This window comes from Streptomyces chisholmiae, from assembly GCF_031845445.1.
GTDB classification, from domain to species: Bacteria; Actinomycetota; Actinomycetes; order Streptomycetales; family Streptomycetaceae; genus Streptomyces; species Streptomyces chisholmiae.
In genome coordinates this window covers 1-24,643 of the sequence record NZ_JAVREO010000023.1, presented here as the reverse complement: position 1 = coordinate 24,643, position 24,643 = coordinate 1, and the positions used below count along the sequence as shown (strand labels likewise).

19 protein-coding genes and 5 tRNA genes are annotated in these 24,643 nt (G+C 72.6%); 13 read left to right on the top strand and 11 right to left on the bottom strand.

Annotated features, from left to right (window positions below; genetic code table 11):
* Positions 1 to 89 precede the first annotated feature (89 nt).
* From purS to purL, 3 genes are read left to right on the top strand one after another with little or no spacing between them, the layout of a single operon-like run.
* Complete coding sequence (purS, locus tag RM844_RS27825; RefSeq protein WP_311670171.1) at positions 90 to 383, top strand: phosphoribosylformylglycinamidine synthase subunit PurS; 294 nt, start codon at positions 90 to 92, stop codon at positions 381 to 383.
* On the top strand, positions 380 to 1,054 hold the full coding sequence (purQ, locus tag RM844_RS27820) for a phosphoribosylformylglycinamidine synthase subunit PurQ (RefSeq protein WP_311670170.1): 675 nt from the start codon (positions 380 to 382) through the stop codon (positions 1,052 to 1,054). Before purS ends, purQ begins: the two co-directional genes overlap by 4 nt.
* On the top strand, positions 1,054 to 3,321 hold the full coding sequence (gene purL, locus RM844_RS27815) for a phosphoribosylformylglycinamidine synthase subunit PurL (protein WP_311670169.1): 2,268 nt from the start codon (positions 1,054 to 1,056) through the stop codon (positions 3,319 to 3,321). Before purQ ends, purL begins: the two co-directional genes overlap by 1 nt.
* Positions 3,322 to 3,388: 67 nt before the next feature.
* On the opposite strand, the gene RM844_RS27810 is transcribed toward purL, so the two are convergent.
* The 3 genes from RM844_RS27810 to RM844_RS27800 all read right to left on the bottom strand — a co-directional run bounded on the left by RM844_RS27810 (position 3,389) and on the right by RM844_RS27800 (position 5,075).
* Positions 3,389 to 3,892 (bottom strand): hypothetical protein, encoded by a 504-nt coding sequence (locus RM844_RS27810; protein WP_311670168.1) that lies wholly within the window; start codon positions 3,890 to 3,892, stop codon positions 3,389 to 3,391.
* A gap of 102 nt (positions 3,893 to 3,994) precedes the next feature.
* The gene (locus tag RM844_RS27805; RefSeq protein WP_311670167.1) at positions 3,995 to 4,447 is read right to left on the bottom strand and encodes a YbhB/YbcL family Raf kinase inhibitor-like protein; all 453 of its coding nucleotides are present in this window, start codon (positions 4,445 to 4,447) and stop codon (positions 3,995 to 3,997) included.
* Positions 4,448 to 4,556: 109 nt separating this feature from the next.
* A complete protein-coding gene (locus RM844_RS27800; protein ID WP_311670166.1) occupies positions 4,557 to 5,075 on the bottom strand; it encodes a PH domain-containing protein in 519 nt (172 codons plus the stop codon).
* Between the two features lie 203 nt (positions 5,076 to 5,278).
* Between RM844_RS27800 and RM844_RS27795 the strand changes: the two genes are divergently transcribed.
* The 3 genes from RM844_RS27795 to purM all read left to right on the top strand — a co-directional run bounded on the left by RM844_RS27795 (position 5,279) and on the right by purM (position 8,856).
* Positions 5,279 to 6,085 (top strand): sterol carrier family protein, encoded by an 807-nt coding sequence (locus RM844_RS27795; RefSeq protein WP_311670165.1) that lies wholly within the window; start codon positions 5,279 to 5,281, stop codon positions 6,083 to 6,085.
* A 100-nt stretch (positions 6,086 to 6,185) separates the two neighbouring features.
* Positions 6,186 to 7,739, top strand: a complete 1,554-nt coding sequence (gene purF / locus RM844_RS27790) for an amidophosphoribosyltransferase (protein WP_311670164.1) — start codon at positions 6,186 to 6,188, stop codon at positions 7,737 to 7,739.
* 46 nt (positions 7,740 to 7,785) lie between these two features.
* Entirely contained in the window at positions 7,786 to 8,856 is a 1,071-nt protein-coding gene (gene purM / locus RM844_RS27785; protein ID WP_311670163.1) for a phosphoribosylformylglycinamidine cyclo-ligase, read from the top strand.
* Between the two features lie 171 nt (positions 8,857 to 9,027).
* Here purM and RM844_RS27780 read toward each other — a convergent pair whose 3' ends face one another.
* Both RM844_RS27780 and RM844_RS27775 read right to left on the bottom strand, forming a co-directional pair.
* Positions 9,028 to 9,294 (bottom strand): DUF3073 domain-containing protein, encoded by a 267-nt coding sequence (locus RM844_RS27780; RefSeq protein WP_311670162.1) that lies wholly within the window; start codon positions 9,292 to 9,294, stop codon positions 9,028 to 9,030.
* A gap of 247 nt (positions 9,295 to 9,541) precedes the next feature.
* On the bottom strand, positions 9,542 to 10,681 hold the full coding sequence (locus RM844_RS27775) for a Leu/Phe/Val dehydrogenase (RefSeq protein ID WP_311670161.1): 1,140 nt from the start codon (positions 10,679 to 10,681) through the stop codon (positions 9,542 to 9,544).
* Positions 10,682 to 10,863: 182 nt separating this feature from the next.
* Here RM844_RS27775 and RM844_RS27770 point away from each other — a divergent pair, with 182 nt between their 5' ends.
* Both RM844_RS27770 and bldC read left to right on the top strand, forming a co-directional pair.
* A complete protein-coding gene (locus RM844_RS27770; protein ID WP_311670160.1) occupies positions 10,864 to 11,703 on the top strand; it encodes a hypothetical protein in 840 nt (279 codons plus the stop codon).
* A gap of 441 nt (positions 11,704 to 12,144) precedes the next feature.
* Positions 12,145 to 12,351, top strand: coding sequence for a developmental transcriptional regulator BldC (gene bldC, locus RM844_RS27765; protein ID WP_019431930.1), 207 nt, complete (start codon positions 12,145 to 12,147; stop codon positions 12,349 to 12,351).
* A 378-nt stretch (positions 12,352 to 12,729) separates the two neighbouring features.
* Here bldC and RM844_RS27760 read toward each other — a convergent pair.
* Positions 12,730 to 12,804 (bottom strand) — tRNA-Asp (locus RM844_RS27760).
* A gap of 95 nt (positions 12,805 to 12,899) precedes the next feature.
* A complete protein-coding gene (hrpA, locus tag RM844_RS27755) occupies positions 12,900 to 16,931 on the bottom strand; it encodes an ATP-dependent RNA helicase HrpA (protein ID WP_311670159.1) in 4,032 nt (1,343 codons plus the stop codon).
* Between the two features lie 111 nt (positions 16,932 to 17,042).
* Between hrpA and RM844_RS27750 the strand changes: the two genes are divergently transcribed.
* A complete protein-coding gene (locus RM844_RS27750) occupies positions 17,043 to 18,056 on the top strand; it encodes an ABC-2 transporter permease (protein WP_311670158.1) in 1,014 nt (337 codons plus the stop codon).
* 102 nt (positions 18,057 to 18,158) lie between these two features.
* Here RM844_RS27750 and RM844_RS27745 read toward each other — a convergent pair.
* From RM844_RS27745 to RM844_RS27730, 4 genes are all read right to left on the bottom strand, one after another.
* Positions 18,159 to 18,232: transfer RNA gene (locus RM844_RS27745), tRNA-Phe, on the bottom strand.
* 4 nt (positions 18,233 to 18,236) lie between these two features.
* Positions 18,237 to 18,311: transfer RNA gene (locus RM844_RS27740), tRNA-Asp, on the bottom strand.
* A 284-nt stretch (positions 18,312 to 18,595) separates the two neighbouring features.
* A tRNA-Glu gene (locus RM844_RS27735) sits at positions 18,596 to 18,668 on the bottom strand.
* An 81-nt stretch (positions 18,669 to 18,749) separates the two neighbouring features.
* On the bottom strand, positions 18,750 to 19,100 hold the full coding sequence (locus tag RM844_RS27730; RefSeq protein ID WP_311670157.1) for a metallopeptidase family protein: 351 nt from the start codon (positions 19,098 to 19,100) through the stop codon (positions 18,750 to 18,752).
* Between the two features lie 326 nt (positions 19,101 to 19,426).
* On the opposite strand from RM844_RS27730, the gene RM844_RS27725 reads away from it, so the two are divergent.
* The 4 genes from RM844_RS27725 to RM844_RS27710 all read left to right on the top strand — a co-directional run bounded on the left by RM844_RS27725 (position 19,427) and on the right by RM844_RS27710 (position 24,452).
* Positions 19,427 to 20,683 (top strand): cytochrome P450, encoded by a 1,257-nt coding sequence (locus RM844_RS27725; protein WP_311670156.1) that lies wholly within the window; start codon positions 19,427 to 19,429, stop codon positions 20,681 to 20,683.
* A gap of 10 nt (positions 20,684 to 20,693) precedes the next feature.
* Complete coding sequence (locus RM844_RS27720) at positions 20,694 to 21,470, top strand: thioesterase II family protein (RefSeq protein WP_311670155.1); 777 nt, start codon at positions 20,694 to 20,696, stop codon at positions 21,468 to 21,470.
* A 795-nt stretch (positions 21,471 to 22,265) separates the two neighbouring features.
* On the top strand, positions 22,266 to 24,245 hold the full coding sequence (locus RM844_RS27715; RefSeq protein ID WP_311670154.1) for a DEAD/DEAH box helicase: 1,980 nt from the start codon (positions 22,266 to 22,268) through the stop codon (positions 24,243 to 24,245).
* 131 nt (positions 24,246 to 24,376) lie between these two features.
* Positions 24,377 to 24,452 (top strand) — tRNA-Lys (locus RM844_RS27710).
* Positions 24,453 to 24,643 lie beyond the last annotated feature (191 nt).

Sequence of the window (24,643 nt, the reverse complement as noted above, 5' to 3'; positions counted from 1 at the left end):
GATCCGTGCGGCGCCAAGCATCGTGTGACCACCGGGTCAGGCCGCGTCGTCCCGCATCATCATCACCGCACCACCACCGGGAGTAACCAGTGGCCCGCGTCGTAGTTGACGTCATGCTCAAGCCGGAGATTCTCGACCCACAGGGGCAGGCCGTGCAACGCGCGCTACCCCGCCTCGGGTTCGAGGGGATCACGGACGTCCGCCAGGGCAAGCGCTTCGAACTCGACCTGGACGGGCCGGTTGACGAGGCGGCACTCGCCCGGATCCGGGAGATGGCCGGCGAGTTTCTGGCGAACACCGTGATCGAGGACTTCCGGGTCCGCGTCGAGGAGCCGGAAGGCGCGGCGGCCGGGGAAGCGGCCGAAGAAGAGGTGGCCCGGTGACCACTCGTGTGGGAGTCGTCACATTTCCCGGCTCTCTCGATGACCGGGACGCGGCCCGGGCGGTAAAGCTGGCCGGCGCCGAGCCCGTCGCGCTCTGGCACGGCGACAAAGACCTGCGCCAAGTCGACGCCGTGATCCTGCCCGGCGGATTCTCCTATGGGGACTATCTGCGTTGCGGCGCCATCGCGCGTTTCTCCCCGGTACTGGAAACGATCATTGCCGGCGCCCGCGACGGACTGCCCGTCCTGGGTATCTGCAACGGTTTCCAGGTGCTCTGCGAATCGCATCTGCTGCCCGGCGCGCTGACCCGCAATGACCATCTGCACTTCGTCTGCCGGGACCAGCGGCTCCGCGTGGAGAACGCGGACACCGCCTGGACGCGGGACTTCGAGACCGGCGCCGAGATCGTCGTCCCGCTGAAGAACGGCGAGGGCGGCTACGTCGCCGACGAGCGCACCCTGGACGAGCTGGAGGCGGAGGGCCGGGTCGTCTTCCGCTACCTGGAGGTCAACCCCAACGGCTCGCGCCGCGACATCGCCGGGGTCAGCAACGCGGCCGGCAACGTCGTCGGCCTGATGCCGCACCCGGAGCACGCCGTCGAGGCCCTCACCGGGCCGACCACCGACGGCATCCCGTTCTTCACCTCGGTACTCAAGAAGCTGGTCGCCTGATGTCCGCACAGTCCAAGCCCGTCCTGGACACCGTCAAGCACGCCGCCGACACCCCGGACGCCGCCCAGCCCTGGGCGGAGCTGGGCCTCAAGGAGGACGAGTACCAGCGGATCCGGGAGATCCTGGGCCGCCGCCCGACCGGGGCCGAGCTGGCCATGTACTCCGTGATGTGGTCGGAGCACTGCAGCTACAAGTCCAGCAAGGTGCACCTGCGGCAGTTCGGTGAGAAGGCCCCGCCCAGCGACGCGCTGCTGGTCGGCATCGGCGAGAACGCCGGCGTGGTGGACGTCGGCCAGGGCTACGCCGTCACCTTCAAGGTCGAGTCGCACAACCACCCCTCCTACATCGAGCCCTACCAGGGCGCGGCGACCGGCGTCGGCGGCATCGTGCGGGACATCCTCGCCATGGGCGCCCGGCCGATCGGCGTGATGGACCCGCTGCGCTTCGGCGCCGCCGACCACCCGGACACCCGCCGGGTGCTGCCCGGCGTGGTCGCCGGCATCGGCGGCTACGGCAACTGCCTGGGCCTGCCCAACATCGGCGGCGAGGTCGTCTTCGACTCCTGCTACCAGGGCAACCCGCTGGTCAACGCGCTCTGCGTGGGCGTGATGCGGCACGAGGACATCCACCTCGCCAAGGCCGCCGGCGCGGGCAACAAGGTCATCCTCTACGGCGCCCGCACCGGCGGCGACGGCATCGGCGGCGTCTCCGTGCTGGCCTCCGAGACCTTCGACGCGACCGGTCCCACCAAGCGCCCCGCGGTGCAGGTGGGTGACCCGTTCCAGGAGAAGCTGCTCATCGAGTGCACCCTGGAGATCTTCGCCGAGAAGCTGGTCACCGGCATCCAGGACCTGGGCGGCGCCGGGCTCTCCTGCGCCACCTCCGAGCTGGCCTCGGCCGGCTCCGGCGGGATGCGCGTCGAGCTGGACACGGTGCCGCTGCGCGACTCCTCGCTCTCCCCCGAGGAGATCCTGATGAGCGAGTCGCAGGAGCGGATGTGCGCGGTCGTCGAGCCGGCGAAGGTCGAGCGCTTCCTGGAGATCTGCGCCAAGTGGGACGTGATCGCCACGGTCATCGGTGAGGTCACCGACGGCGAGCGGCTGGAGATCTACTGGCACGGCGAGCAGGTGGTGGACGTCCCGCCGCGCACCGTCGCCCACGAGGGCCCGGTCTACCAGCGGCCCTACGCCCGCCCCGACTGGCAGGACACCCTCCAGGCCGACGACCCGGCGCGGCTGCCCCGCCCGGCCGACGCCGCCGAGCTGCGCGCCCAGGTGCTCCGGCTGGTCGGCTCGCCGAACCAGGCGAGCGTCTCCTGGATCACCGACCAGTACGACCGCTACGTGCTGGGCAACACGGTGCTCGCCCAGCCCGAGGACAGCGGCATGCTGCGGATCGACGAGGAGACCAACCTCGGCGTCGCGCTGGCCACCGACGGCAACGGCCGCTACGCCAAACTGGACCCGTACACCGGCGCCCAGCTGGCGCTGGTCGAGGCCTACCGGAACGTCGCCGCCGGCGGCGCCCGGCCGCTGGCCGTCACCGACTGCCTGAACTTCGGCTCGCCCGAGGACCCGGCGGTCATGTGGCAGTTCGCCGAGGCGACCCGCGGCCTGGCCGACGCCTGCCTCACCCTCGGCCTGCCGGTCACCGGCGGCAACGTCTCGCTGTACAACCAGACCGGCGAGACCGCCATCCACCCGACGCCGGTGGTCGGCGTGCTGGGCGTGATCGACGACGTCACCCGGCGCACCCCGATGGCCTTCCGCACCGAGGGCCAGCTGCTCTACCTGCTGGGCGAGACGGCCGACGAGTTCGGCGGCTCGGCCTGGACGGACGTGGTCCACGGCCACCTGGGCGGGCTGCCGCCCCGGGTCGACCTGGAGCGGGAGCGGCTGCTGGCGGAGATCCTGATCGCCGCCAGCCGGGACGGCATGATCGACGCCGCGCACGACATCTCCGACGGCGGCCTGGTCCAGGCGGTCGTGGAGTCCTGCCTGCGGGGCGGGGTGGGCGCCCGGCTGGTGGTGCCCGAGGGGCTGACGCCGTTCACCTTCCTGTTCTCCGAGTCCACCGCCCGCGCGGTGGTGGCGCTGCCGCGGAGCGAGGAGGTGCGCTTCACCGACATGTGCGCGGCGCGCGGGCTGCCGGTCGCCAGGATCGGCGTGCTGGACGGCGCGGACATCGAGGTGCAGGGCCAGTTCACGCTGCCGCTCAGCGAGCTGCGCGAGGCGCACGAGCGTCCGCTGCGCGAGCTGTTCGGCTGAGCCGTCGGGCTCGGCGCCGACCGGTGGCCGCCCCCGCGCCGGGGGCGGCCACCGCGGCTCGGTCGGCTCAGGGGCGGGTCTCGTAGCGGGGACCGAGGTCCGGGTCGTCGGTGCGTTCCAGCTTGGTGACCAGCCGCTGCGAGGTCACCAGGTCGTGCAGCAGCACCTTGGCCCGGTCGTGCGGGATGCCGGCGGTGCGGGCCACCTCGTGGGCGTAGACCGCGTTCCCGCCGTGCCGCTGCTCCGCCTTGGCCACCGCCTGGAAGACCGCCTGGTGCTCCCGCCCGTAGCCCGGGTCGGTCCGGCCGGTGAACGAACGGCCGGGCGGCGGCGCCGGGGGTGGCTCGGCGCGTTCCGCCGCCCGTTCGGCCGCCTCGAACCACTGCTTGCCGCGGTCCAGGGGCTCGATGCGCTCCTCGTGGTCGAGCGAGTTCCGGCCGGGCACGTGGGTGCGCTGCTTGGAGCCGCCGGTGGTGGCGTTCCTGGCGCTGGGCGACTCGCCCGCCTCCCGGGCGGCCCGGGCCGCCGCGCGCCGCTGGACCTCGTCGCCCTCAACCTTCTTGCGAACCATTGCCGCGCTCTCTTTCCGCCGGCCGCCGAGCGTCGCCGGCCGCCGGCTCGTCTCTCGAAGGGCCGCCGATCCGCTTCCGGCCGCTGCCGGCCGAACGCGGCGTCAGCGCTGGTGGAGACCGGTCAGCAGGCCGCTGGCCAGGCCGTGCTGGCTCATCGTGCGGTGCACCTGCCCGGCGGTCGCCGCCTCCGGCAGCGGCACCGGCTCCGGCACCGCGTACAGCCGGAACCGGTAGCGGTGCGGGCGGTCGCCGACCGGGGGCTGTGGGCCGTCCCAGCCGCGGTCGCCGAAGCCGTTGAGGTGCGCGGTCCCGCCGTCGGGCAGCTCGCCCGCGGCCACCCCGCGGCTCTCCGGCTCGATCCCGGTGACCAGCCAGTGCACGAAGGTCCCGGACGGCGCGTCCGGGTCCTCGCAGAGCAGCACCAGCTCCGTCGTCCCCTTGGGCGGCGCCGACCAGGTCAGGGGCGGGGAGATGTTCTCGCCGTCCAGGGCGTAGCGGCCGGGGATCGGCGTGCGGTCGTTGAATGCCGTGCTGTGCAGTTCGATACCAGCCATGCCGCCGGGGTACCCGGCCTGGCGTGAGGCATTCGGGGGAACGGCCGGCTTTTCGGGATTTCCCGGACCAAACGTCCGGATCGCCGCCGTTCCCCGGAGCGCGGCGAGGTCAGTACGGCGGCCGCGTCGGCGGCTCGTCGCGCAACCCGTCGATCGCCTGGTACACCAGCTGCTTGAGGCCCTCCGGGTCCGGCACGTGCCGCAGCGTCATCATGCCCTGCTCGGACGCCGACTGGACGCGGACCGTGCCGTAGCGCATCAGCCGCTCCCAGAGCGAGGCGGAGAAGGCGACGTCGTTGACCCGGGCCAGCGGGATGCTCCGGCCCGACTTGGAGAGGAAGCCGGAACGCTTGTGCAGCCGCTTGGTGGTGAGGAAGTACACGGTGGCCCGCCACTGGAGCAGCGGCACCAGCCACAGCCAGACCGCCGCCACCGCGGCGACGCCGAGCACCACCCAGGTCGCCGTGCGGCCCCAGTCCTCGTCGGTCGGCAGCGCCCAGACGGCCGCGCCGGCCACCACGACGATCAGGCACAGCAGCAGGAACTCGCTGACCAACGTGGTCCAGTGCTGCCTGGTCTCGTAGAGAAGCTCCTCGTCGTCCGCCAGGTACCGCTCCGCGTAAGCCATGCGCGCATCCTAGGTGGGCCGGCCGCCCGGATGGCCGGATTGGCCGGGTCCGGTACGACCTTGTCATCAACGGCAGCGGCGTCGCCCGGCTCGGCACCGCCCCCGCGGCGTCCACGTCACGCACGGCACCCGGGTCACCCCGGGCGCGTGACGTCCCGCCCGGCCACCGGCCGTTTCCCGGGCCCCGTCGTAAGCTCCCTGACATGTCTGCCGTCCGTCGCAAACCCCGGGGCTACCACGCGGAGCGCGTGCGGGACGCCCTGCTCGCCCAGGTGGAGTTCGTCCGGCTGGCCGCCCACGAGCTGCCGGCCGAGCGGCTGACCCGGCCGTCCGGGCTGGCCGGCTGGGACGTCGGGCTGCTGCTGACGCACCTGGCCCAGGAGATCGACGCGCTGCCCCGGCTGCTCGCCGGCCCCGCGCCGCGGGCCGCCCGCCCGGAGATCGGCCTCGACGGCTGGGCCGCGCGCACCGCGGGCAGCGCCGCCGAGCTGGACCGGGAGACCCGGGACGCGGCCGAGCGGCGGCCCGACTGCCGGGCGGCGATCGACGGCGCGGCCGAGGAGCTGGAGGCGGTGGTGGAGACCGGGGTCCGGGAGGACCTGCTGCTGCCGCACCCCTTCGGCGCGATGCGGGCGCTGGACTTCGCGGTGACCCGGGTGGTCGAGCTGGTGGTGCACAGCGACGACCTGACCCGGGCCACCGGGGCCCCGGTGCGGCTGGACCGGCAGGCGCTGGCCATCACGGTCCGGATGCTGGCGGACGCCCTGGCCACCCGGGCGCCGGGCGCCTCGACCGAGCTGCGGGTGCCCCCGTTCGTCGCCGTGCAGTGCCTGGCCGGCCCCCGGCACACCAGGGGGACCCCGCCCAACGTGGTGGAGAGCGATCCGATCACCTGGCTGCGGCTGGCCACCGGCCGGCTCGACTGGCCGGCCGCGGTCGCCAGCGGCCGGCTGCGGCCGAGCGGGGAGCGGGCCGCGGCGCTGGCGGACGAACTGCCCGTGCTCGGCTGACCGCCCAGCGTCCCAAAGCACCCGAATCCCGGCGGCGCATGGGGCATGTCTCACAATCCCGGGTTCTCCCCGACCCACCGTTCTGGCCTAAACTCATGGTGTGCCACGTGGTGACGGACGAATCAACCACGACCTCGACCCCGGCGAGAAAGGCCCGAGGGACGCCTGCGGCGTCTTCGGTGTCTGGGCCCCCGGCGAAGAGGTCGCCAAACTCACCTTCTTCGGGCTCTACGCGCTACAGCACCGCGGACAGGAATCCGCGGGGATCGCGGTGAGCGATGGGGCCAAGATCCTGGTCTTCAAGGACATGGGGCTGGTCTCGCAGGTCTTCGACGAGACCTCTCTCGGCTCGCTGACCGGCCATATGGCGGTCGGTCACACGCGCTACTCCACGACCGGGGCCCCGACCTGGGAGAACGCCCAACCAACCTTCCGGGCGACCGGCCACGGCTCCATCGCCCTGGCCCACAACGGGAACCTGGTCAACACCGCCGAGCTGGCCCGGCTGGTCGCCGAGCTGCCGACGGGCCGCGGCTCGCGCCAGCGGGTGGCCACCACCAACGACACCGACCTGGTGACGGTGCTGCTGGCCGGCCAGGTGGACGAGAACGGCGAGCCGCTGACCGTGGAGGAGGCGGCCCCCCGGGTGCTGCCCCTGGTGCGGGGCGCCTTCTCCTTCGTCTTCATGGACGAGAACACCCTCTACGCCGCCCGCGACCCGCAGGGCTTCCGCCCGCTGGTGCTGGGCCGGTCGGAGCGCGGCTGGGTGGTCGCCTCCGAGACGGCGGCGCTGGACATCGTGGGCGCCTCGGTGGTCCGCGAGGTGGAGCCGGGCGAGCTGATCGCGATCGACCAGGACGGGTTGCGTTCCACACGCTTCGCGGAAGCGAAGCCTCGGGGCTGTGTCTTCGAGTACGTCTACCTGGCCCGGCCGGACACCGACATCGCCGGCCGCAACGTCTACCTCTCCCGGGTGGAGATGGGCCGCCGGCTGGCCGCCGAGGCCCCGGTCGACGCCGACCTGGTGATATCCACCCCGGAGTCCGGCACGCCGGCCGCCATCGGCTACGCGGAGGCCAGCGGCATCCCCTACGGCTCCGGCCTGGTGAAGAACTCCTACGTCGGCCGGACCTTCATCCAGCCGAGCCAGACCATCCGGCAGCTCGGCATCCGGCTCAAGCTGAACCCGCTCAAGGAGGTCATCCGGGGCAAGCGCCTGGTGGTCGTGGACGACTCCATCGTCCGGGGCAACACCCAGCGCGCCCTGGTCCGGATGCTCCGCGAGGCGGGCGCCGCCGAGGTGCACGTCCGGATCAGCTCGCCACCGATCAAGTGGCCGTGCTTCTTCGGCATCGACTTCGCCAACCGCGCCGAGCTGATCGCCAACGGGCTCTCGGTGGCGGAGATCGGGGCCTCGCTCGGCGCCGACTCGCTCTCCTACATCTCGCTGGACGGCATGGTCGCGGCCACCACCATCGCCCGGCCCAACCTCTGCCGGGCCTGCTTCGACGGGGAGTACCCGGTGGAGCTGCCCGACCCGGAGCTGCTGGGCAAGGACATCCTGGAGCAGCCGGCCGGGGACGGCCCGCCGGCCGGCCCCGGCCTGCCGCTGCTCACCGGTCCCGGCGCCGCCGACGCGCTGCGCCGTCCGTGACCCACGGGCTCGACACGGTGCCGCACGACCACACGAGGAAGACCTGATGACGACGAACGCGCCCGGTGCCAGCTACGCGGCGGCCGGTGTCGATATCGAGGCGGGGGAGACCGCCGTCCGGCTGATGAAGGAGTGGGTGGCCAAGGCCCAGCGCCCGGAGAGCGTCGGCGGCCTCGGCGGCTTCGCCGGCCTCTTCGACGCCTCGGCGCTGACCCGCTACCGTCGTCCGCTGCTGGCCTCCGCCACCGACGGGGTGGGCACCAAGGTCGCCATCGCCCAGCGGCTGGACATCCACGACACGGTGGGCCGCGACCTGGTCGCGATGGTCGTCGACGACCTGGTGGTCTGCGGCGCCGAGCCGCTCTTCATGACCGACTACGTGTGCGTCGGCAAGGTCTACCCGGAGCGGGTCGCCGCGCTGGTGAAGGGCATCGCCGAGGGCTGCGCCCTGGCCGGCTGCGCCCTGGTGGGCGGCGAGACCGCCGAGCACCCCGGCCTGCTCGGCCCCGAGGAGTACGACATCGCGGGCGCCGCCACCGGCGTGGTCGAGGCGGACCAGCTGCTGGGCGCCGACCGGGTCAGGCCGGGCGACGTGGTGCTGGCCCTGGGCGCCAGCGGACTGCACTCCAACGGCTACTCCCTGGTCCGCCACGTGCTGCTCAACCACGCGGGGTGGGGGCTGGAGCGCGAGGTGCCGGAGTTCGGCCGGACGCTGGGCGAGGAGCTGCTGGAGCCGACCAGGATCTACTCGCTGGACTGCCTGGCCCTGATCGAGGCCGTCGAGGTGCACGCCTTCGCACACGTCACCGGCGGTGGGCTGGCCAACAACCTGGCCCGGGTGCTGCCCGGGACCGTGCGGGCCGAGATCGACCGGGGCAGCTGGCGACCGGCACCCGTGTTCGACGTGGTCGGCGCGGTCGGCGGGGTGGCCAGGGACGAGCTGGAGCGGACCCTCAACATGGGGGTCGGCATGGTCGCGGTGCTGCCGCCGGCGGCGGTGGAGCCGGCGCTGGCCCTGCTGGCCGAGCGGTCCGTCCCGGCCTGGGTGGCCGGTGAGATCCACGGTGCCGACGAGGCGGGTGGCACGGTCACCCTCAGCGGGAACTATGCGAGCTGACCCGGCTGACCCGACGACGAGGCGCGGGGGCCGCGCGGCCCCCGGGTGGCGGGATGATGACGGTCGGCTCCCGGTCTGACCGCGCCGGAGACAACACTGAGACCGGTCCGGGAGAGTCCCGGACCGGGCCAGTCAACCGCGCGAGTCGAGGAAGACGTGCGGCGAAGCGGGTCAGCCGCCTCGCCGTTTGGAGGAGTCGGGAGACGACTCGTGGTCGTCCTCCTCGTCCTCTTCGTTGTACATCTCCGCGTACCGCGCGTACAGGTCGTCGTCCAGCTCATCGTCGCCCTCGAACCGCTCGCCGTTGGACGGCTGCTGATCCGGCGTCGGTGAAGCACCCAGCTCTTCGGCCAGGCGAGAAAGGTCCGTCCGGCCGCTGTTGTACTTCAGCTGGCGGGCGACCTTCGTCTGCTTGGCCTTGGCCCGGCCGCGCCCCATTGGCTCGACCCCCTCAACGACGGGGCTCGACGGCCCCGGAGTGTTGACATCCGTTCATGATTGAGAGTGGGCCCTTCGCGAAGCGCCCAGTCCATCGGCTTTCAACCGTACCTGCTTCCGGGAGCCCGCGGTACGCCGTCCGCAGGACCCGAGCCGCCACGGCCGGCGCCCGATGAACCTCTCTGCTGGTCAACGGCGATTTTACCTTCTTTCCCGGTACGACTCGTCCGCGGGGGGGTGACATGTCTTACGCAAACGGGCGATCCACGCCCCTGGCCTGCGCGATCCGCTGTTCCGCGATCCGGTCGGCGGCCACCGCCGGGGGCACGCCGTCCGCGTCGGCGCGTTGGAAGATCTCCCGCGTGGTCAGCCGGATCTCGGCCGCCTTTTCCTTTGCGCGAGCGAAGTTGAAACCCGAGAGCTCGTCCGCGACCTGGATCACCCCGCCGGAGTTCACCACGTAGTCGGGGGCGTAGAGGACGCCCCGGTCGGCCAGGTCCTTCTCGACGCCCGGGTGGTCCAGCTGGTTGTTGGCCGCGCCGCAGACGATGGCGGCCCGCAGCAGCGGGACGGTCCGGTCGTTGAGCACCCCGCCCAGCGCGCACGGTGCGTAGATGTCCAGTGCCGGGTCGGCGACCAGCTCGTCCACCGACGGCACCGCGGTCACCTCGGGGTGTGCCGCCCGCACCCGCGCGACCGCGGCCGGGTTGACGTCGTTGACCAGCACCCGGGCGCCGGCCTCGACCAGCTGGTCGACGAGCAGGTGCCCGACCTTGCCGACGCCGGCGACGCCGACCGTCCGGCCGGTCAGCTCGGGGGAGCCCCAGCGGTGCTCGGCCGAGGCCAGCATGGCCTGGAAGACGCCGTAGGAGGTGAGCACCGAGGAGTCGCCGGCGCCGCCCTGCTCCGGGGAGCGGCCGGTGGTCCAGCGGTTGCTCCGGGCGATCACGTCCATGTCCTGGACGTAGGTGCCGACATCGCAGGCGGTGACGTAGCGTCCACCGAGCGCGGCTACGCAGCGACCGTAGGCCAGCAGGAGTTCCTCGGTCTTGATCTTCTCGGGATCGCCGATGATCACGGCCTTGCCGCCGCCGTGCGGCAGGCCGGCCAGCGCGTTCTTGTAGGTCATGCCCCGGGCCAGGCGGAGCGCGTCGGCGAGCGCGGCCGACTCGGGGTGGTCCGCCTCCTGGTAGGCGTGGAAGCGGGTGCCGCCCAGCGCCGGCCCGAGTGCGGTGGAGTGCACGGCGATCACCGCCCGCAGTCCGGTGGGTCGGTCCTGGCAGAGCACGACCTGCTCGTGCCCGCCCTGGTCGGAGTGGAACAGCGCGTCGAGCACCTCGGCCGCCGGGTTGCTGTCCGTGGTGACAGCGGGACGTACGTCGGTCACGGTGGTGACTCCTGTAGTCGAAGCGGGAGCCCTCGTCGATGGTGAGGACTCGGGTGAGACGAGGGTACGACCACCTGGGCGGCCGGGATGCCGTGGGTGCGCGGTAGTGACACGATCGGTCGGAGCGCCCGGTGGTGGGCGCGGGGGCGGCCGTCGGGCCGGGAGAGAGCTGGGAGGGTGGCGTGCCGAAGGTTCCGTATGCGGCGTATCTGAGGGTGTACGAGCCGTTGGCGGCCTTCCCCGAGCCGGAGCGCTCGTACTGGGCCGCGTATGCCAAGCGGCCCGAGCTGCCGGGGGCGCAGGACGAGCTGGGCTGGGCCCTCGCCGGGGTGGTCGGCGCGCCGCCGCGGGTGGCCCCGGCCGGGGAGAGCGCGGACGCGTTCGTGACCTGGTTGGACGGGGTGCTCTGCGTCTGCCCCTGGCGGACCAGGCTGCGCTCCTGGCAGGCGCTGTCCGAGGTGGGGCAGTGGCTGATGCCGCAGTCGGTGGTGGACGCGGCGCTGCCGCCCGAGGCGCGGGAACGCGCGGCGGCCGACTACGCGCGGTGGCGGGAGGGCAACCCGGACGCCAGGCCGTGGATACGGTCGGCGCTCTGGCACGTGCCGGTGCGCTGGTTCACGCTCTTCGCCGACGACGAGCGGGAGTTCCGCGAGTCCGGCGACCGGCCCGGCGGCGAGGCGCCCCGGCTGCGCTACCGGACGCCGATGGTGCAGGCGCGACGGCGGGTGGCCAGGGGGCTGCGGACGGTGCGCGAGGCGACGGCTGAGGGGCCGCTGGCGGTGGCGCTCGCGGACGTGGGGCGGTGGCTGGAGGAGTTCCACCCGCGGTCGCTGGTCGAACTGGACTACGGCGGGCTGGTCTATACGATCTTCGAGGACCAGCTGGCGGCCGACCACTCGGCGGCCGAGGTGGCCGAGGGGCTGGCCGCCCTGGCGGCCGGCGACCTGGACCGGGCCCAGCGCAGCTACGAGGTGCTGACCGACCGGTGGATGGCGGTGCGGGAACGCCAGTTCGCCAACTGACCGGGGGGCGCTTGGGGACTAAAGCCCCAAGCGTGATGGAAGGCACTGTACGGACTCTTGCCTTCAAGTACTCCCCTCGTGTCAAAATAGGACAAGGAGTTCGGAGGAGCCCCTTTCCGTCCGTCGCGGGCGGATGGATCGGTATTGCACCTCCTTGGTAGGGCTGGTGGCGACTCATTCACGTTGTGACTGATCGTCACGGTCGAGTGACTGTCCGCTATGGCATGGTCCATCGGCTTCCGCCGAGGTTGAACACCTGAGAGGGCAATTCCATCGGTTTGGCCGACCCGGCTGGACGGATGGTGTAGTTGTAGTGCCGAGGACAAGCCGTTCGTCCTATAACCGACTCGACTCGCGTCTGTCATTTCGGGCAACGCGGGTCAAGGTGCAGAATTTAGAGGAAAGAACCGTGATGGTTCGGTTCTCCCGAGGAGGCCGCTCATGACCGCTCGCACCCCTGATGCCGAGCCGCTGCTGACCCCGGCTGAGGTTGCCACGATGTTCCGCGTTGACCCGAAAACGGTCACACGCTGGGCAAAGGCGGGCAAGCTTACGTCTATCCGCACGCTCGGTGGGCATCGCCGCTATCGCGAAGCGGAGGTGCGCGCACTGTTGGCGGGCATCCCGCAGCAGCGTGGCGAGGCCTGAGCAACACCGCACACCCCAGGCCCCGGAGCCCCCACTCCGGCCCGCTTGGCTTCGATCGCGCCGGACTCCGCCGGGTCCGGCGCGATCTTTTTGCGTTCCGGGGGCGGTTTCTGAGGGGTCGTGAGACACCCTCGACACCTGGTGCAATTGCACATATAAAATTGGCGGGTGTCTCTACGGGGTCGAACGAGTCCAGCGTGCAATCAAGTTGAGTGACTCCCGTCACACACGTCCTCACTTGCCCGGCGCCCGGCCGGCAGGGTAGTACGCGCCGCCGGGCCTGCCCTGCTCCTTCCCACTCCCGCCACGACGAAAGCCCGGACCCCACATGTGGGGTCCGGGCTCATGGTAAAGAATTGAACTAAATTTCAACTAAAGCGGTCCTGACGGGATTTGAACCCGCGGCCTCCACCTTGACAGGGTGGCGAGCACTCCAAACTGCTCCACAGGACCAAGCTGCGTCGGTGACTCTACCCCAGTCGGGCACCCCTCGGCCAATCGGCCCCAGGACCGGCCGCGGGGCCGGGCCCGGACCGGTCCTGGGCAGGTCAGGAGGGCTGTGCCGGGGCCAGCGCGTCCACCGCTTTGACGATCCGCTTCTCCGAGACCGGGTAGGCCGTCCCCAGGGCGTGCGCGAAGAAGCTCACCCGCAGCTCCTCGATCATCCAGCGGATCTCCCTGGCCCGCGCCGGCACCGGGGTGCCCGGCGGGAACTGCTCGAGCAGCCAGGCGTGTTCGTCCTGCATCTCCCGCACCTTCGCGGTCCTGGCCAGGTCCTTCTGCGCCTGGTGCGGCAGCTGTTGCAGCCGGCGGTCCACGGCCCGCAGGTACCGCAGCAGGTCGGGCAGCCGGCGGGCGCCGTGCTCGGTCACGAAGCCCGCGTGCACCAGCCCGTCCAGCTGTGCCCTGACGTCCTCCAGCGCGGGCCGCAGCGTCGGACTGCGCAGCCCCGCCAGCCGCCGCTCACAGGCACCCCAGGCGGCCAGCACCTCGCGCAGCTGCCCGGTCAGCCGCAGGGTCAGCTCCACCACGTCGGCGCGCACCGCGTCGAAGAGCCGCCGGAAACCCGCCTCGTCCCAGGCCGGCCCGCCGTGCGCGGCGATCAGCTGGTCGGTGGCGGCCGTCACCAGGTCGTCGAAGAGCGCCGGCACCCCGCCGTGCGGGTTGCTGGCCAGCGCCAGCTTGCCCGCGTTGTCGAGCTTCCGCTGGGCGAACTTGCCCGGGTCGGACGGCAGGTTGAGCAGCACCAGCCGCCGGGTGCCGCGGGCCATCGCCGCCGCCTGGTCCGCCTCGCTGTCGAACAGCCGGACCCCGACCGACCGGCCCTCGTCCACCAACGCCGGGTACGCCTTCACAGGTTGACCACCGCGCCGGGTCTCCAGCACCCGCGGCAGCGTGCCCACCGTCCAACTGGTGAGACCCGTGCGCCGCTCCGGTACGCCCGCGTCGCCGCCGCCCTGTGGCGCGCCGCCAGGCGCCGCCTTGGCGGCCTTCCGGCCGCCCGTGAAGGCCCGGTCAAGCGCGGCCTGCGCGCGGGGCTTGAAGCGCACTTTCAGCGCCTCCAGGTCCTTGTCCTCGGCGCCCGGCCCCTCGGTCGCCCGGCGACCACGCTCGTCCACCACCCGGAAGGTGATCCGCAGGTGGGCCGGGACCTTCTCCGGGTCGAAGTCCTCCGGCGCGATCCGGGTGCCGGTCAGCCGGGTGAGCCCGGCCGCCAGCGCCACCCGCAGCGGCGCCTCGGTCGGCGCCGGCGTTCCCGCGAGGAAACGCCGCGCGAAGTCGGGCGCCGGCACGCAGTTCCGGCGCAGCGGCTTGGGCAGCGACCTGATCAACTCGGTCACCAACTGCTCGCGCAGCCCAGGGATCTGCCAGTCGAAGCCGGCCGAGGTCACCTGGTTCAACACCTGAAGGGGCAGATGGACGGTGACCCCGTCCGCGTCGGCCCCCGGCTCGAACTGGTACGTGACGGTCAGCGAGAGCCGGCCCTGTGGCCAGACGTCCGGATAGTCCCGCTCGGTGACCTGCCCGGCCCGCTCGTTGATGAGCATGGACTTCTCGAAGTTGAGCAGGTCCGGGTCCTCGCGGCGCTTCTTCTTCCACCAGGAGTCGAAGTGCGCCCCGGACACCACGTCGTCCGGGATGCGCTGGTCGTAGAAGTCGAACAGGGTCTCGTCGTCCACCAGGATGTCCCGGCGGCGGGCCCGGTGCTCCAACTCCTCGACCTCGGCGAGCAGTCGGCGGTTGTCCTGGAAGAACCGGTGGTTGGTCTTCCAGTCCCCCTCCACCAGGGCGTGCCGCAGGAACAGCTCCCGGGACACCTCGGCGTCGATCCGGCCGTAGTTGACCTTGCGGCGGGCCACCACGGGCACCCCGTAGAGCGTCACCCGCTCGTAGGCCATCACCGCCGCCTGCTTCTGCTCCCAGTGCGGCTCGCTGTAGGTGCGCTTCACCAGGTGGCCGGCCAGCGGCTCGATCCACTCCGGGTCGATCCTGGCGTTGATCCGCGCCCACAGCCGGGAGGTCTCCACCAGCTCGGCCGACATCACCCAGCGCGGCGGCTTCCGGAACAGGGCGGAGCCGGGGAAGACCGCGAACTTGGCGCCCCGCGCGCCCAGGTACTCGTGCTTCTCGGTGTCCTTCAGCCCCACCTGGGAGAGCAGCCCGGCCAGCAGCGACTGGTGCACCAGCGCCGGCGCGGCGGCCGGCACGTCCTCCCCCGCCGGCTCCACGTCCAGGCTCCTGCCGACCTGCCGCAGCTGGCTGAAGATGTCCTGCCATTCGCGTATCCGCAGGTAGTTGAGGAACTCGTTGCGGCACATCCGGCGGAACGCCGAGGAGGACAGCGCCCGTTGCCGCTCCCGCACGTACTCCCAGAGCGCCAGCAGCGCCAGGAAGTCGGACTCCTCGGCCGGCCCCTGCCGGAACCTGGCGTGCTGCGCGTCCGCCTGCTGCTGCTTCTCCGCCGGCCGCTCCCGCGGGTCCTGGATGGAGAGCGCGGCGACGATCACCATCACCTCCCGGACACAGCCGTTGCGGTGCGCCTCCAGCACCATCCGGGCCAGCCGCGGGTCCACCGGCAGCCGGGACAGCTTGCGGCCGGTCTCGGTGAGCCGGTCCCCCACCAGGGCGCCCAGCTCCTCCAGCAGCTGCACGCCCGCCTTGATGCTCCGGTGGTCCGGCGGGTCGATGAACGGGAACCGCGCCACCTCGCCGAGCCCCGCCGCGTTCATCTGCAGGATCACCGAGGCCAGGTTGGTGCGCAGGATCTCGGCGTCGGTGAACTCCGGCCGGGAGAGGAAGTCCTCCTCCGAGTAGAGCCGGATGCAGACGCCGTCGCTGGTCCGTCCGCAGCGGCCCTTCCGCTGGTTGGCGCTGGCCTGCGAGATGGGCTCGATCGGCAGCCGCTGCACCTTGGTGCGATGGCTGTAACGGGAGATCCGGGCGGTGCCCGGGTCGATCACGTAGCGGATGCCGGGCACCGTGAGCGAGGTCTCGGCCACGTTGGTGGCCAGCACGATCCGCCGCCCGGTGTGCCGCTGGAAGACCCGCTGCTGCTCCGCGTGCGAGAGCCGGGCGTAGAGCGGGAGCACCTCGGTGTGCCGCAGGCCGCGCTTGCCGAGCGCGTCGGCGGTGTCCCGGATCTCCCGCTCGCCGGAGAGGAAGACCAGGATGTCGCCCGGGCCCTCGGCCAGCAGCTCGTCCACCGCGTCGCCGATCGCGGTCACCTGGTCCCGGTCGACGTCGCCGCTCTCGTCCCCCGCCGTCTCCTCCAGCAGCGGGCGGTAGCGGACCTCGACCGGGTACGTGCGGCCGGAGACCGAGACGATCGGCGCCGGCGCGCCGGCGGCGTCCCTGAAGTGGTCGGCGAACCGCTCCGGGTCGATGGTCGCCGAGGTGATGATCACCTTCAGGTCCGGGCGGCGCGGCAGCAGCTGGGCGAGGTAACCCAGCAGGAAGTCGATGTTGAGGCTGCGCTCGTGCGCCTCGTCGATGATGATCGTGTCGTACTGCCGCAGCTCGCGGTCCTGCTGCAGCTCGGCGAGCAGGATGCCGTCGGTCATCAGCTTGACCAGCGTCCGGTCGCTGCCCTGGTCGGTGAAGCGCACCTTGAAGCCGACCACCTCGCCGACCGAGCCGCCCAGCTCCTCGGCGACCCGCTGGGCCACCGTGCGGGCGGCGATCCGGCGCGGCTGGGTGTGGCCGATCAGGCCGCGCACGCCGCGGCCCAGCTCCAGGCAGATCTTGGGGATCTGGGTGGTCTTGCCGGAGCCGGTCTCGCCGGCCACGATCACCACCTGGTGGTCGCGGATGGCCGCCAGGATCTCGTCCTTCTTCTGGCTGACCGGCAGCTGCTCGGGATAGACGATGCGCGGGACGGCGGCCCGGCGCCGCTCGACCCGCTGCTCGGCGGCGTCCACGGCCTGGCCGATCTCGGCGAGCACGGCCTGCTGGGCGGCCGGCTTCCTGATCCGGCGGGCGCCTTCGAGGCGGCGGCCGAGCCGCAGCTCGTCGCCGAGCGCCAGCGCGGAGAGACGCTCGGCCAGGGCCGAGAAGGAAAGGGGGGAGGCGTCGGTAGACATACGGGGTCCAGAATCTCACCTTCGCGCCGCGACCGGCGAGCCGATATCGGATCAGGCGCGTTCTGTCGGGTTTAGGGGTGTTCGCGGCTTTGGCTGGCTAGGGTGCGCCCTGTGGAGAGCCAGGAGACGGCGCGTGGGCGCCGCGTGACGTCGCGTGACTCGCCGTACCTGCCCGCCCTGGTGATCAGCCTCGTTCTCGCCGTCGCCGCCGGACTCTTCGCCGGCTCCTACAGCTACGCCATGGCCAACCCCACGCCGCACACCCTCCAGGTGGCCGTCCTGGCCCGCCCGGCCGACGCCGGGCCGCGGCTCGACGACTTCCTGCGCGCCCTGGAGTGGGAGCTGGACACCACGATCGAGGCCCGGGCCGCCGACACTTATCAACAGGCTGTGGACGAGATCGAGGAGCAGCGGGTCTTCGCCGTGGTCGGCCTCGCGCCGGACGGCCGGCTCGGCCTCGACCTCGCCGGCGCCGCCGGCGCCTCGGTCGCCGAGCTGCTCGAACGGGCCGCCCCCAGGGCGGCCGAGGCCACCGGCAACGAGATCACCGTCCGGGACATCAAGCCGCTGCACTCCGGCGACCCCCGCGGGCTCGCCCTCTTCTACATGAACCTGGCCGCGGTCATCTGCGGCTTCCTCGGGGCCATCCAACTGAGCGTGAACGCCAGGCGGCTGCGCCCGGGGGAGCGGATCGTGGTGATCGCCGGCTACTCGCTGCTCGGTGGACTGTGCATCGTGGCGGCCGTGGACTGGCTGCTGGCCGCCGTGCCGCTGCCGTTCCCGCTGTCCTGGCTCATCCTCGCGGCCACCATGTTCACCGCCGGCATGGTCTTCACCATGTTCAACACGCTTTTCGGCCGCTGGGCGGTGCTGCCCACCTGGGCGCTGCTGGTGCTCCTCGGCAACCCCTCATCGGGCGGCGCGGTCTCCTGGCCGCTGCTGCCCTCGGCCTTCGGCACCATCGGCCGCTGGCTCCCGCCGGGGGCCTCCGTCAGCGCCCAGCACACCGCGGTCTACTTCCACGGCCACCAGCACCTCCACCCCTACCTGGTACTCGCCGGCTGGTCCGCCCTCTCCTGCGTCGTCTTCTGGACCTGGCGCCACCGCCACCCGGGCGGCCGCTGACCGGGGGAGCGCCGAGGCGGGGGCGTTGGTGGTGATGGGGAGACGACGAAACAGCCCCGGCGCTGGTGGGCGCGGGGCTGTTCTTTGTGGTGCGACGGGATGTGGCTGGGGCCGGGATCGAACCGGCGACCTTCCGCTTTTCAGGCGGACGCTCGTACCAACTGAGCTACCCAGCCGAAGCGGTCCTGACGGGATTTGAACCCGCGGCCTCCACCTTGACAGGGTGGCGAGCACTCCAAACTGCTCCACAGGACCCGGCTGTCCGCCGGCGGAGAACCGGAGAACGTGTGTTCACCGTGTGCCACCGGCCGGCATCGCTGGATCAGCGTATCACGGTGTGGAGGGCGGTCTCGTCCGTCGCCGCGCTGGGCGTGGGGCGGCTCGGGCGAGGGGTGGGGGAGGGGGTGAAAGCCCAGGTCAGGGGCGGGTTATGGGGGGCGGGGACGAAAGAAGCCGCGCCCCCGTGGGACGCGGCCGCCGACGGCCGCCGAGGTCGGCGGCCGGCCGGGAAAAACGAGAAAGAAAGGAAAAGAAAGCGGTACCCCCGACGGGATTCGAACCCGCGCTACCGCCTTGAAAGGGCGGCGTCCTGGGCCACTAGACGACAGGGGCCAACCGAGCCCACCAACACCGCCGTGGGCCAAAGCAGCATAGGCCATCGCGGCGGCGCCGGGCAAAGCCATCCGGCCCAGGTCAGCCCCAGCCCAGCTCGTGCAGCCGCTCGTCGTCGATGCCGTAGTGGTGGCCGATCTCGTGGATCACGGTGGTGGCGACCTCGTGGGCCACCTCGTCCTCCTCGGCGCAGTAGCGCAGCGTCGGGCCCATGAAGACGGTGATCCGGTCGGGGAGCACGCCCGCGTACCAGTCGCCGCGGTCGGTGAGCGCGATGCCCTCGTAGAGGCCGAGCAGCTCCGGGTCCTCCGGCGGGGGCTCGTCCTCGACCAGGACGACGACGTTGTCCATCAGGCGGGTCAGCTCGGGCGGGATGAGGTCCAGGGCGTCGCTCACCAGGTCCTCGAACCGCTCGCGGGTCATCTCGATCACGCCTGGCATCCTGCCCGAATCCGGGCGGCGGATGTGGGGTCGCGGCGGTCGGCTTCGCGGCTTCCGGCGGTCGGCGGGCGGGGCGGCGGGTGGCCTTCGGCGGGGACTCCCGGGTGGGCCCGGCTGGAGTACATCAACGAGAACTGGACAGACATGCGACCGAAGAGTCTGTCCGAGGCGATGAAGTCGGCCCGACCCACCACTTCGCCGGCCGCGCCGGTGGCCGTGGGGCGCCTCGCGGGACGACCCCGCCGGCCGTCGGGGGCCGGCCCCGGGGACGTGGGCCGGCCGGCACCACCACCACGTCACCTGAGGGGCGAGCGACCATGAGCGTGCGAACGGGGGCAGCCGTCGAGGAGTTGTCGGCCGTCGACCTGACGAACCCGAGAACCTTCGAAGAACGCGATCTGCGGCCGTACTGGCGCACGTTGCGGGACGAGCACCCGCTCTTCTGGCACGACCCGCGCGGGGACAACCCGGGCTTCTGGGTGGTCAGCCGCTACGCCGACATGCTGACGGTGTTCCGCGACAACAAGCGGTTCACCTCCGAGCAGGGCAACGTGCTGGTCACGCTGCTGGCCGGCTTCGACTCGGCGGCCGGCAGGATGCTGGCCGTCACCGACGGGCCCCGCCACAAGGACCTGCGGAACCTGCTGCTGAAGTCGTTCTCGCCGCGCGCGCTGCGGCGCGTCGAGGAGCGGGTCATCCAGAACACCCGCCGGCTGGTGGCCCAGGCCGTGCGGCGCGGCGAGGCCGACTTCGCGGTGGACGTCGCCGAGCGCATCCCGATCAACACCATCGGGGACCTGCTGGGCGTGCCGCCCAGCGACCAGGACTTCCTGCTGCGGCTCAACAAGCAGGCGCTCAGCTCCAACGACGAGGGGCAGAGCGACGAGGACGCCTGGCTGGCCCGCAACGAGATCCTGCTCTACTTCAACGACCTGGTGGCCGAGCGGCGCGCCAAGCCGCAGGAGGACGTGATCAGCGTCCTGGCCAACTCGGAGCTGAACGGCGAGCCGTTGACCGAGGACGACATCGTCCTCAACTGCTACAGCCTGATCCTCGGCGGCGACGAGACCAGCCGGCTCTCGATGATCGAGGCGGTCCGGGCGTTCACCCAACACCCGGACCAGTGGGGGCGGTTGCGGAACCGCGAGGTCGAACTCGACACCGCGGTCGAGGAGGTGCTGCGCTGGTCCACCCCCGCGATGCACTTCGGCCGCACCGCCCTGGCGGACGTCGAGCTGCACGACCGGACGATATCCGCCGGCGAGATCGTCACCCTCTGGATGACCTCGGCCAACCGGGACGACCGGGTCTTCGACGACCCGTACACCTTCGACCTGGGCCGGGTGCAGAACAAGCAGCTGGCGTTCGGGTACGGCCCGCACTTCTGCCTCGGCGCGTTCCTCGGCCGGCTGGAGATCCGGGCCATGCTGGACACCCTGCGCACCTTCAGCAGCGGCTTCGAGATCAACGGCGAGGTCCGCCCGATCCACTCCAACTTCCTGTCCGGGCTGGGCAGTCTGCCGATCCGCTTCACCCCGGACGAGGCCGGGCTGGCCGCCGCGGCCGACGTGTGAGGGGCGCGCCGTGAACGGGACACCGGACGCCCGGCCGGACCGCTGGCTGCGCTGGTACCGACGGGTGGCGACGCCCCGGCTGCGGCTGGTCTGCCTGCCGCACGCCGGCGGCGCGCCCAGCCTGTTCCGGGACTGGTCGGCCGGGCTGCCGGCCGACGTGGAGGTCGTCGCGGTCTGCTACCCGGGGCGCCAGGACCGGCTGGCCGAGCCGTGCGTGGACGACATGGGAGTGCTCAGCACGGTCATCGCCGACGTGCTGCTGCCCTACCACGGGCCGCGGCTGGCGCTCTTCGGGCACAGCATGGGCGCCTCCGTCGCCTACGAGGTGGCGCTCCGCCTGCAACAGCGCACCGACACCGGGGTGGCCGGGCTGTTCGTCTCCGGCCAGCTGCCGCCGCACCGGGTGGTGCCGAGCGACGTGCACCGCCAGGGCGACGACGCGATCCTGGCCGCGGTGCGGCAGTTGGGCGACCCGGGGGCCGAGGCGGTGCTGGCCGACCCGGACCTGCGGGAGCTGGTACTGCCGGCGATCCGGGCCGACTTCCGGCTGATCGGCGGCTACCAGCCGCGCCCGGTCACGCCGTTGCGCGGGCCGGTCGCCGCCTACGCCGGGGCGGACGACCCGGACGTGCCGGCCGCCGGCCTGCGGGAGTGGGCGGCGGCCACCGCCGACGGCCCGTTCCACCACCGGACCCTCCCCGGCAACCACTTCTACCTGATCCCGGGGGCGGCCCCGCTGCTCGCCGACCTCAGCGAGCGGCTGGCCGAACTGCCGGCCCCCGGCTGACCGTTCGGCCACCCGACCCGACCCGACCCGACCCGACCCGACGCCGGGCCGAGGCGCGGCCGGCAGCCGCCGATCGCCACGGTGCCGCCGAGCACCCCGCCGATCAGGGGGGCCGGCCCGCCGCCCAGCGTCAGCGTGCACCGGGCCTGCCGGCAGTGCCGCGTCCCGCATCGCGAGCGACCGGCGTCGCCGGCGCGAGCCCCGTGGACGGCGGGCCCGTGGATCACTCGACGAACGGGTGTGCGGCGGCGCTCTCCCCGTCGGCTCCGCTCCCCGCCGCGGCCGGGGCGCCCCGCCCCGCGCCTCCGGCGTGGAGCGCGGGGAACGGTGTCGCCGGTGGTCGGAGCCGGGGCGGGAGGCGGCCAGGAGTGGCCCCGAGGCGGACAAGGGTGCAACGGGGTGCTGGGCTCGGTCCCGGGAGGGGAACGGGAGGGAAGCGGCACCCGGGGAGCCGTGGGCCGCCGCGGGCGGCGGTCGGAGCGTCGACCCGACCCGGACCTTTCCCCCGCGCCCCGGGCCCGGCGGGTCCGGATCGAGGGCCCCCGGGGTAGGCTGGGGAAACGTGCCGGCCACCGCCGTGCCGGAGGTTCCAGGAAATCCGGTCCCGTTTGTGCTTGCGGTTGCGCCGTGCGTATGATTGTAGATCGTTTGGCCCATCTTGCCCGGCGCCCCGTCCGATGCGGTGCCGTGTGGCGCGTTCCTCGTCTAAACCGTGTGGCTGACCGCATTCAGGCGGTCTGAAGCAACCTGCGGAGCTAAGGCGCGTGCCGATGACTCCGGAAGGTTTCGTTACGCATGTCTGTTACCACTCCTGACGCCATCCTCGACCTGGACGGCGAGACGCTGTCCGACGAGGCCACCGAGGCCACCGAGGTGCCCGAAGCGGCCGCCGAGGCCGAGGCGTCCACCCCCACCTTCGCCGACCTCGGCCTGCCGGCCGCCGTGGTGCGCCGGCTCGCGGAGAGCGGCGTCACCACCCCGTTCCCCATCCAGGCCGCCACCATCCCCGACGCGCTGGCCGGCCACGACATCCTCGGCCGTGGCCGCACCGGCTCCGGCAAGACGCTCAGCTTCGGCCTGCCGCTGCTGGCCCGGCTCGCCGGCGGGCGGACCCAGCCCAAGCGCCCCCGCGCGGTGATCCTCACCCCGACCCGCGAGCTGGCCATGCAGGTCGCCGACGCCCTCCAGCCCTACGGCGACGTGCTCGGCCTGCGGCTCAAGGTGGTCTGCGGCGGCACCTCCATGGGCAACCAGATCTACGCCCTGGAGCGCGGCGTCGACATCCTCGTCGCCACCCCCGGCCGGCTGCGTGACGTGATCGGCCGCCGTGCCTGCTCGCTGGACGACGTCCAGGTCGCGGTGCTCGACGAGGCCGACCAGATGGCCGACCTGGGCTTCCTGCCCGAGGTCACCGAGCTGCTCGACCTGGTGCCGCCGGGCGGCCAGCGGATGCTCTTCTCCGCCACCCTGGAGAACGAGATCGACACCCTGGTCAAGCGCTACCTGGTGGACCCGGTCAGCCACGAGGTGGACGCCGCCCAGGGCGCGGTCACCACCATGAGCCACCACGTGCTGATCGTGAAGCCCCGCGACAAGGCCCCGCTGACCGCGGCCATCGCCAGCGGCGAGGGCCGGACCATCGTCTTCGTCCGCACCCAGCTGGGCGCCGACCGGGTGGCCGGCCAGCTGCGCGAGGCCGGGGTGCGCGCCGACGCGCTGCACGGCGGCATGACCCAGGGCGCCCGCACCAGGACCCTGGCCGACTTCAAGGACGGCCGGGCCAGCGTGCTGGTCGCCACCGACGTGGCCGCCCGCGGCATCCACGTGGACGGCGTCGACGTCGTCCTCAACGTGGACCCGGCCGCCGACCACAAGGACTACCTGCACCGCTCCGGCCGCACCGCGCGCGCCGGCCGGTCCGGCACCGTCGTCTCGCTGGCCCTGCCGCACCAGCGGCGGACCATCTTCCGGCTGATGGAGGACGCCGGCGTGGACGCCGCCCGGCACATCATCGGCCGTGGCGACCTGTTCGCGCCTGAGGTCGCCGACCTGGTGGGCGCCCGTTCGCTCACCGAGGTGCAGGCCGAGTCCGCGATGGGCGCCGCGCAGCACGCCGAGCGTGAGGTGGCCCGGCTGGCCAGGGAGTTGGAGAAGGCCAAGGGCCGCTCCGGCGAGCTGGTCGAGGAGGCCGAGCGGCTGACCGCGCGGGCCGCGCGGGAGCGGGGTGACGACCCGGCCGAGGCCATCGCCCGGGCCGCCGAGGCGCGGACCGAGGCGCTCGCCGAGGCGGAGCGCGAGGCCGAGCGGGAGGCGCTCCGGGAGGCCAGGCGGGCCGAGAAGGCCGCCCGTGCCGACGCGGCGCGCAACGAGCGCGGCGACCGGGGCGGGGACCGCGGCGACCGCGGTGACCGGGGCGGCTTCCGCCGCGACGGGCACCGGGGCGGCGAGCGCGGCGGCTTCCGCCGGGACGACCGCCCGCGCGGTGACCGGGGCGGCTTCCGGCGCGACGACCGCCCGCACGGGCGGCGCGAGGACGGCGGCTTCCGCCGGGACGGCTACCGGGGCGGCGACAACCGCGAGGGTTACCGGGGCGGGGACCGCGAGGGCGGCAACCGCCGGGACGACCACCGTGGCGGTGGCTTCCGCCGGGACGACCGCCCGCGCGGCGGCGGCTACCGGGGCGACCGACCGGCCGGTTCCTCCTCGTCCTCTTCCTCTTCTTCGTCCTCCTTCGACCGTCGCTCGGAGAAGCCCCGCTGGAAGCGTGGCGACTGAGCGGTAGCCCGTTCTCGACCCGGCGGGGGCCGGCGCGCACGCGCCGGCCCCCGCCGCGTTCGCCCGATCCACGGCACCCTTGCCCCGCCGCCCGGCGGCCCCCGGGCCCGGGCGGTTATGCTGCTTCGTGCGGGCCGTTAGCTCAATTGGCAGAGCAGTGGACTTTTAATCCATTGGTTGTGGGTTCGAGTCCCACACGGCCTACCAGGATGCAAGCCCCCTACCTGCTGCGGAGCGCGGCGGGTAGGGGGCGTTTCCCGTTTCAAGATCATCTGCTCGGCCAATGCTCGGCCGAACGGTCGGCGATCACAGAGGCGGGCCCGCCGACTCTCCGCCTGGGCGCTCGGGCCGCTCGGGCAGCTGGTCCGTCTCGTGGGTGAGCCAGCGCAGGAAGTCGC

Coding starts and splice junctions, on each gene's coding strand:
- purL (WP_311670169.1), top strand. CDS start 1,054: ATGTCCGCACAGTCCAAGCCCGTCCTGGACACCGTCAAGCACGCCGCC.
- RM844_RS27810 (WP_311670168.1), bottom strand. CDS start 3,892: ATGGTTCGCAAGAAGGTTGAGGGCGACGAGGTCCAGCGGCGCGCGGCG.
- RM844_RS27805 (WP_311670167.1), bottom strand. CDS start 4,447: ATGGCTGGTATCGAACTGCACAGCACGGCATTCAACGACCGCACGCCG.
- RM844_RS27800 (WP_311670166.1), bottom strand. CDS start 5,075: ATGGCTTACGCGGAGCGGTACCTGGCGGACGACGAGGAGCTTCTCTAC.
- RM844_RS27795 (WP_311670165.1), top strand. CDS start 5,279: ATGTCTGCCGTCCGTCGCAAACCCCGGGGCTACCACGCGGAGCGCGTG.
- purM (WP_311670163.1), top strand. CDS start 7,786: ATGACGACGAACGCGCCCGGTGCCAGCTACGCGGCGGCCGGTGTCGAT.
- RM844_RS27780 (WP_311670162.1), bottom strand. CDS start 9,294: ATGGGGCGCGGCCGGGCCAAGGCCAAGCAGACGAAGGTCGCCCGCCAG.
- bldC (WP_019431930.1), top strand. CDS start 12,145: ATGACCGCTCGCACCCCTGATGCCGAGCCGCTGCTGACCCCGGCTGAG.
- hrpA (WP_311670159.1), bottom strand. CDS start 16,931: ATGTCTACCGACGCCTCCCCCCTTTCCTTCTCGGCCCTGGCCGAGCGT.
- RM844_RS27725 (WP_311670156.1), top strand. CDS start 19,427: ATGAGCGTGCGAACGGGGGCAGCCGTCGAGGAGTTGTCGGCCGTCGAC.
- RM844_RS27715 (WP_311670154.1), top strand. CDS start 22,266: ATGTCTGTTACCACTCCTGACGCCATCCTCGACCTGGACGGCGAGACG.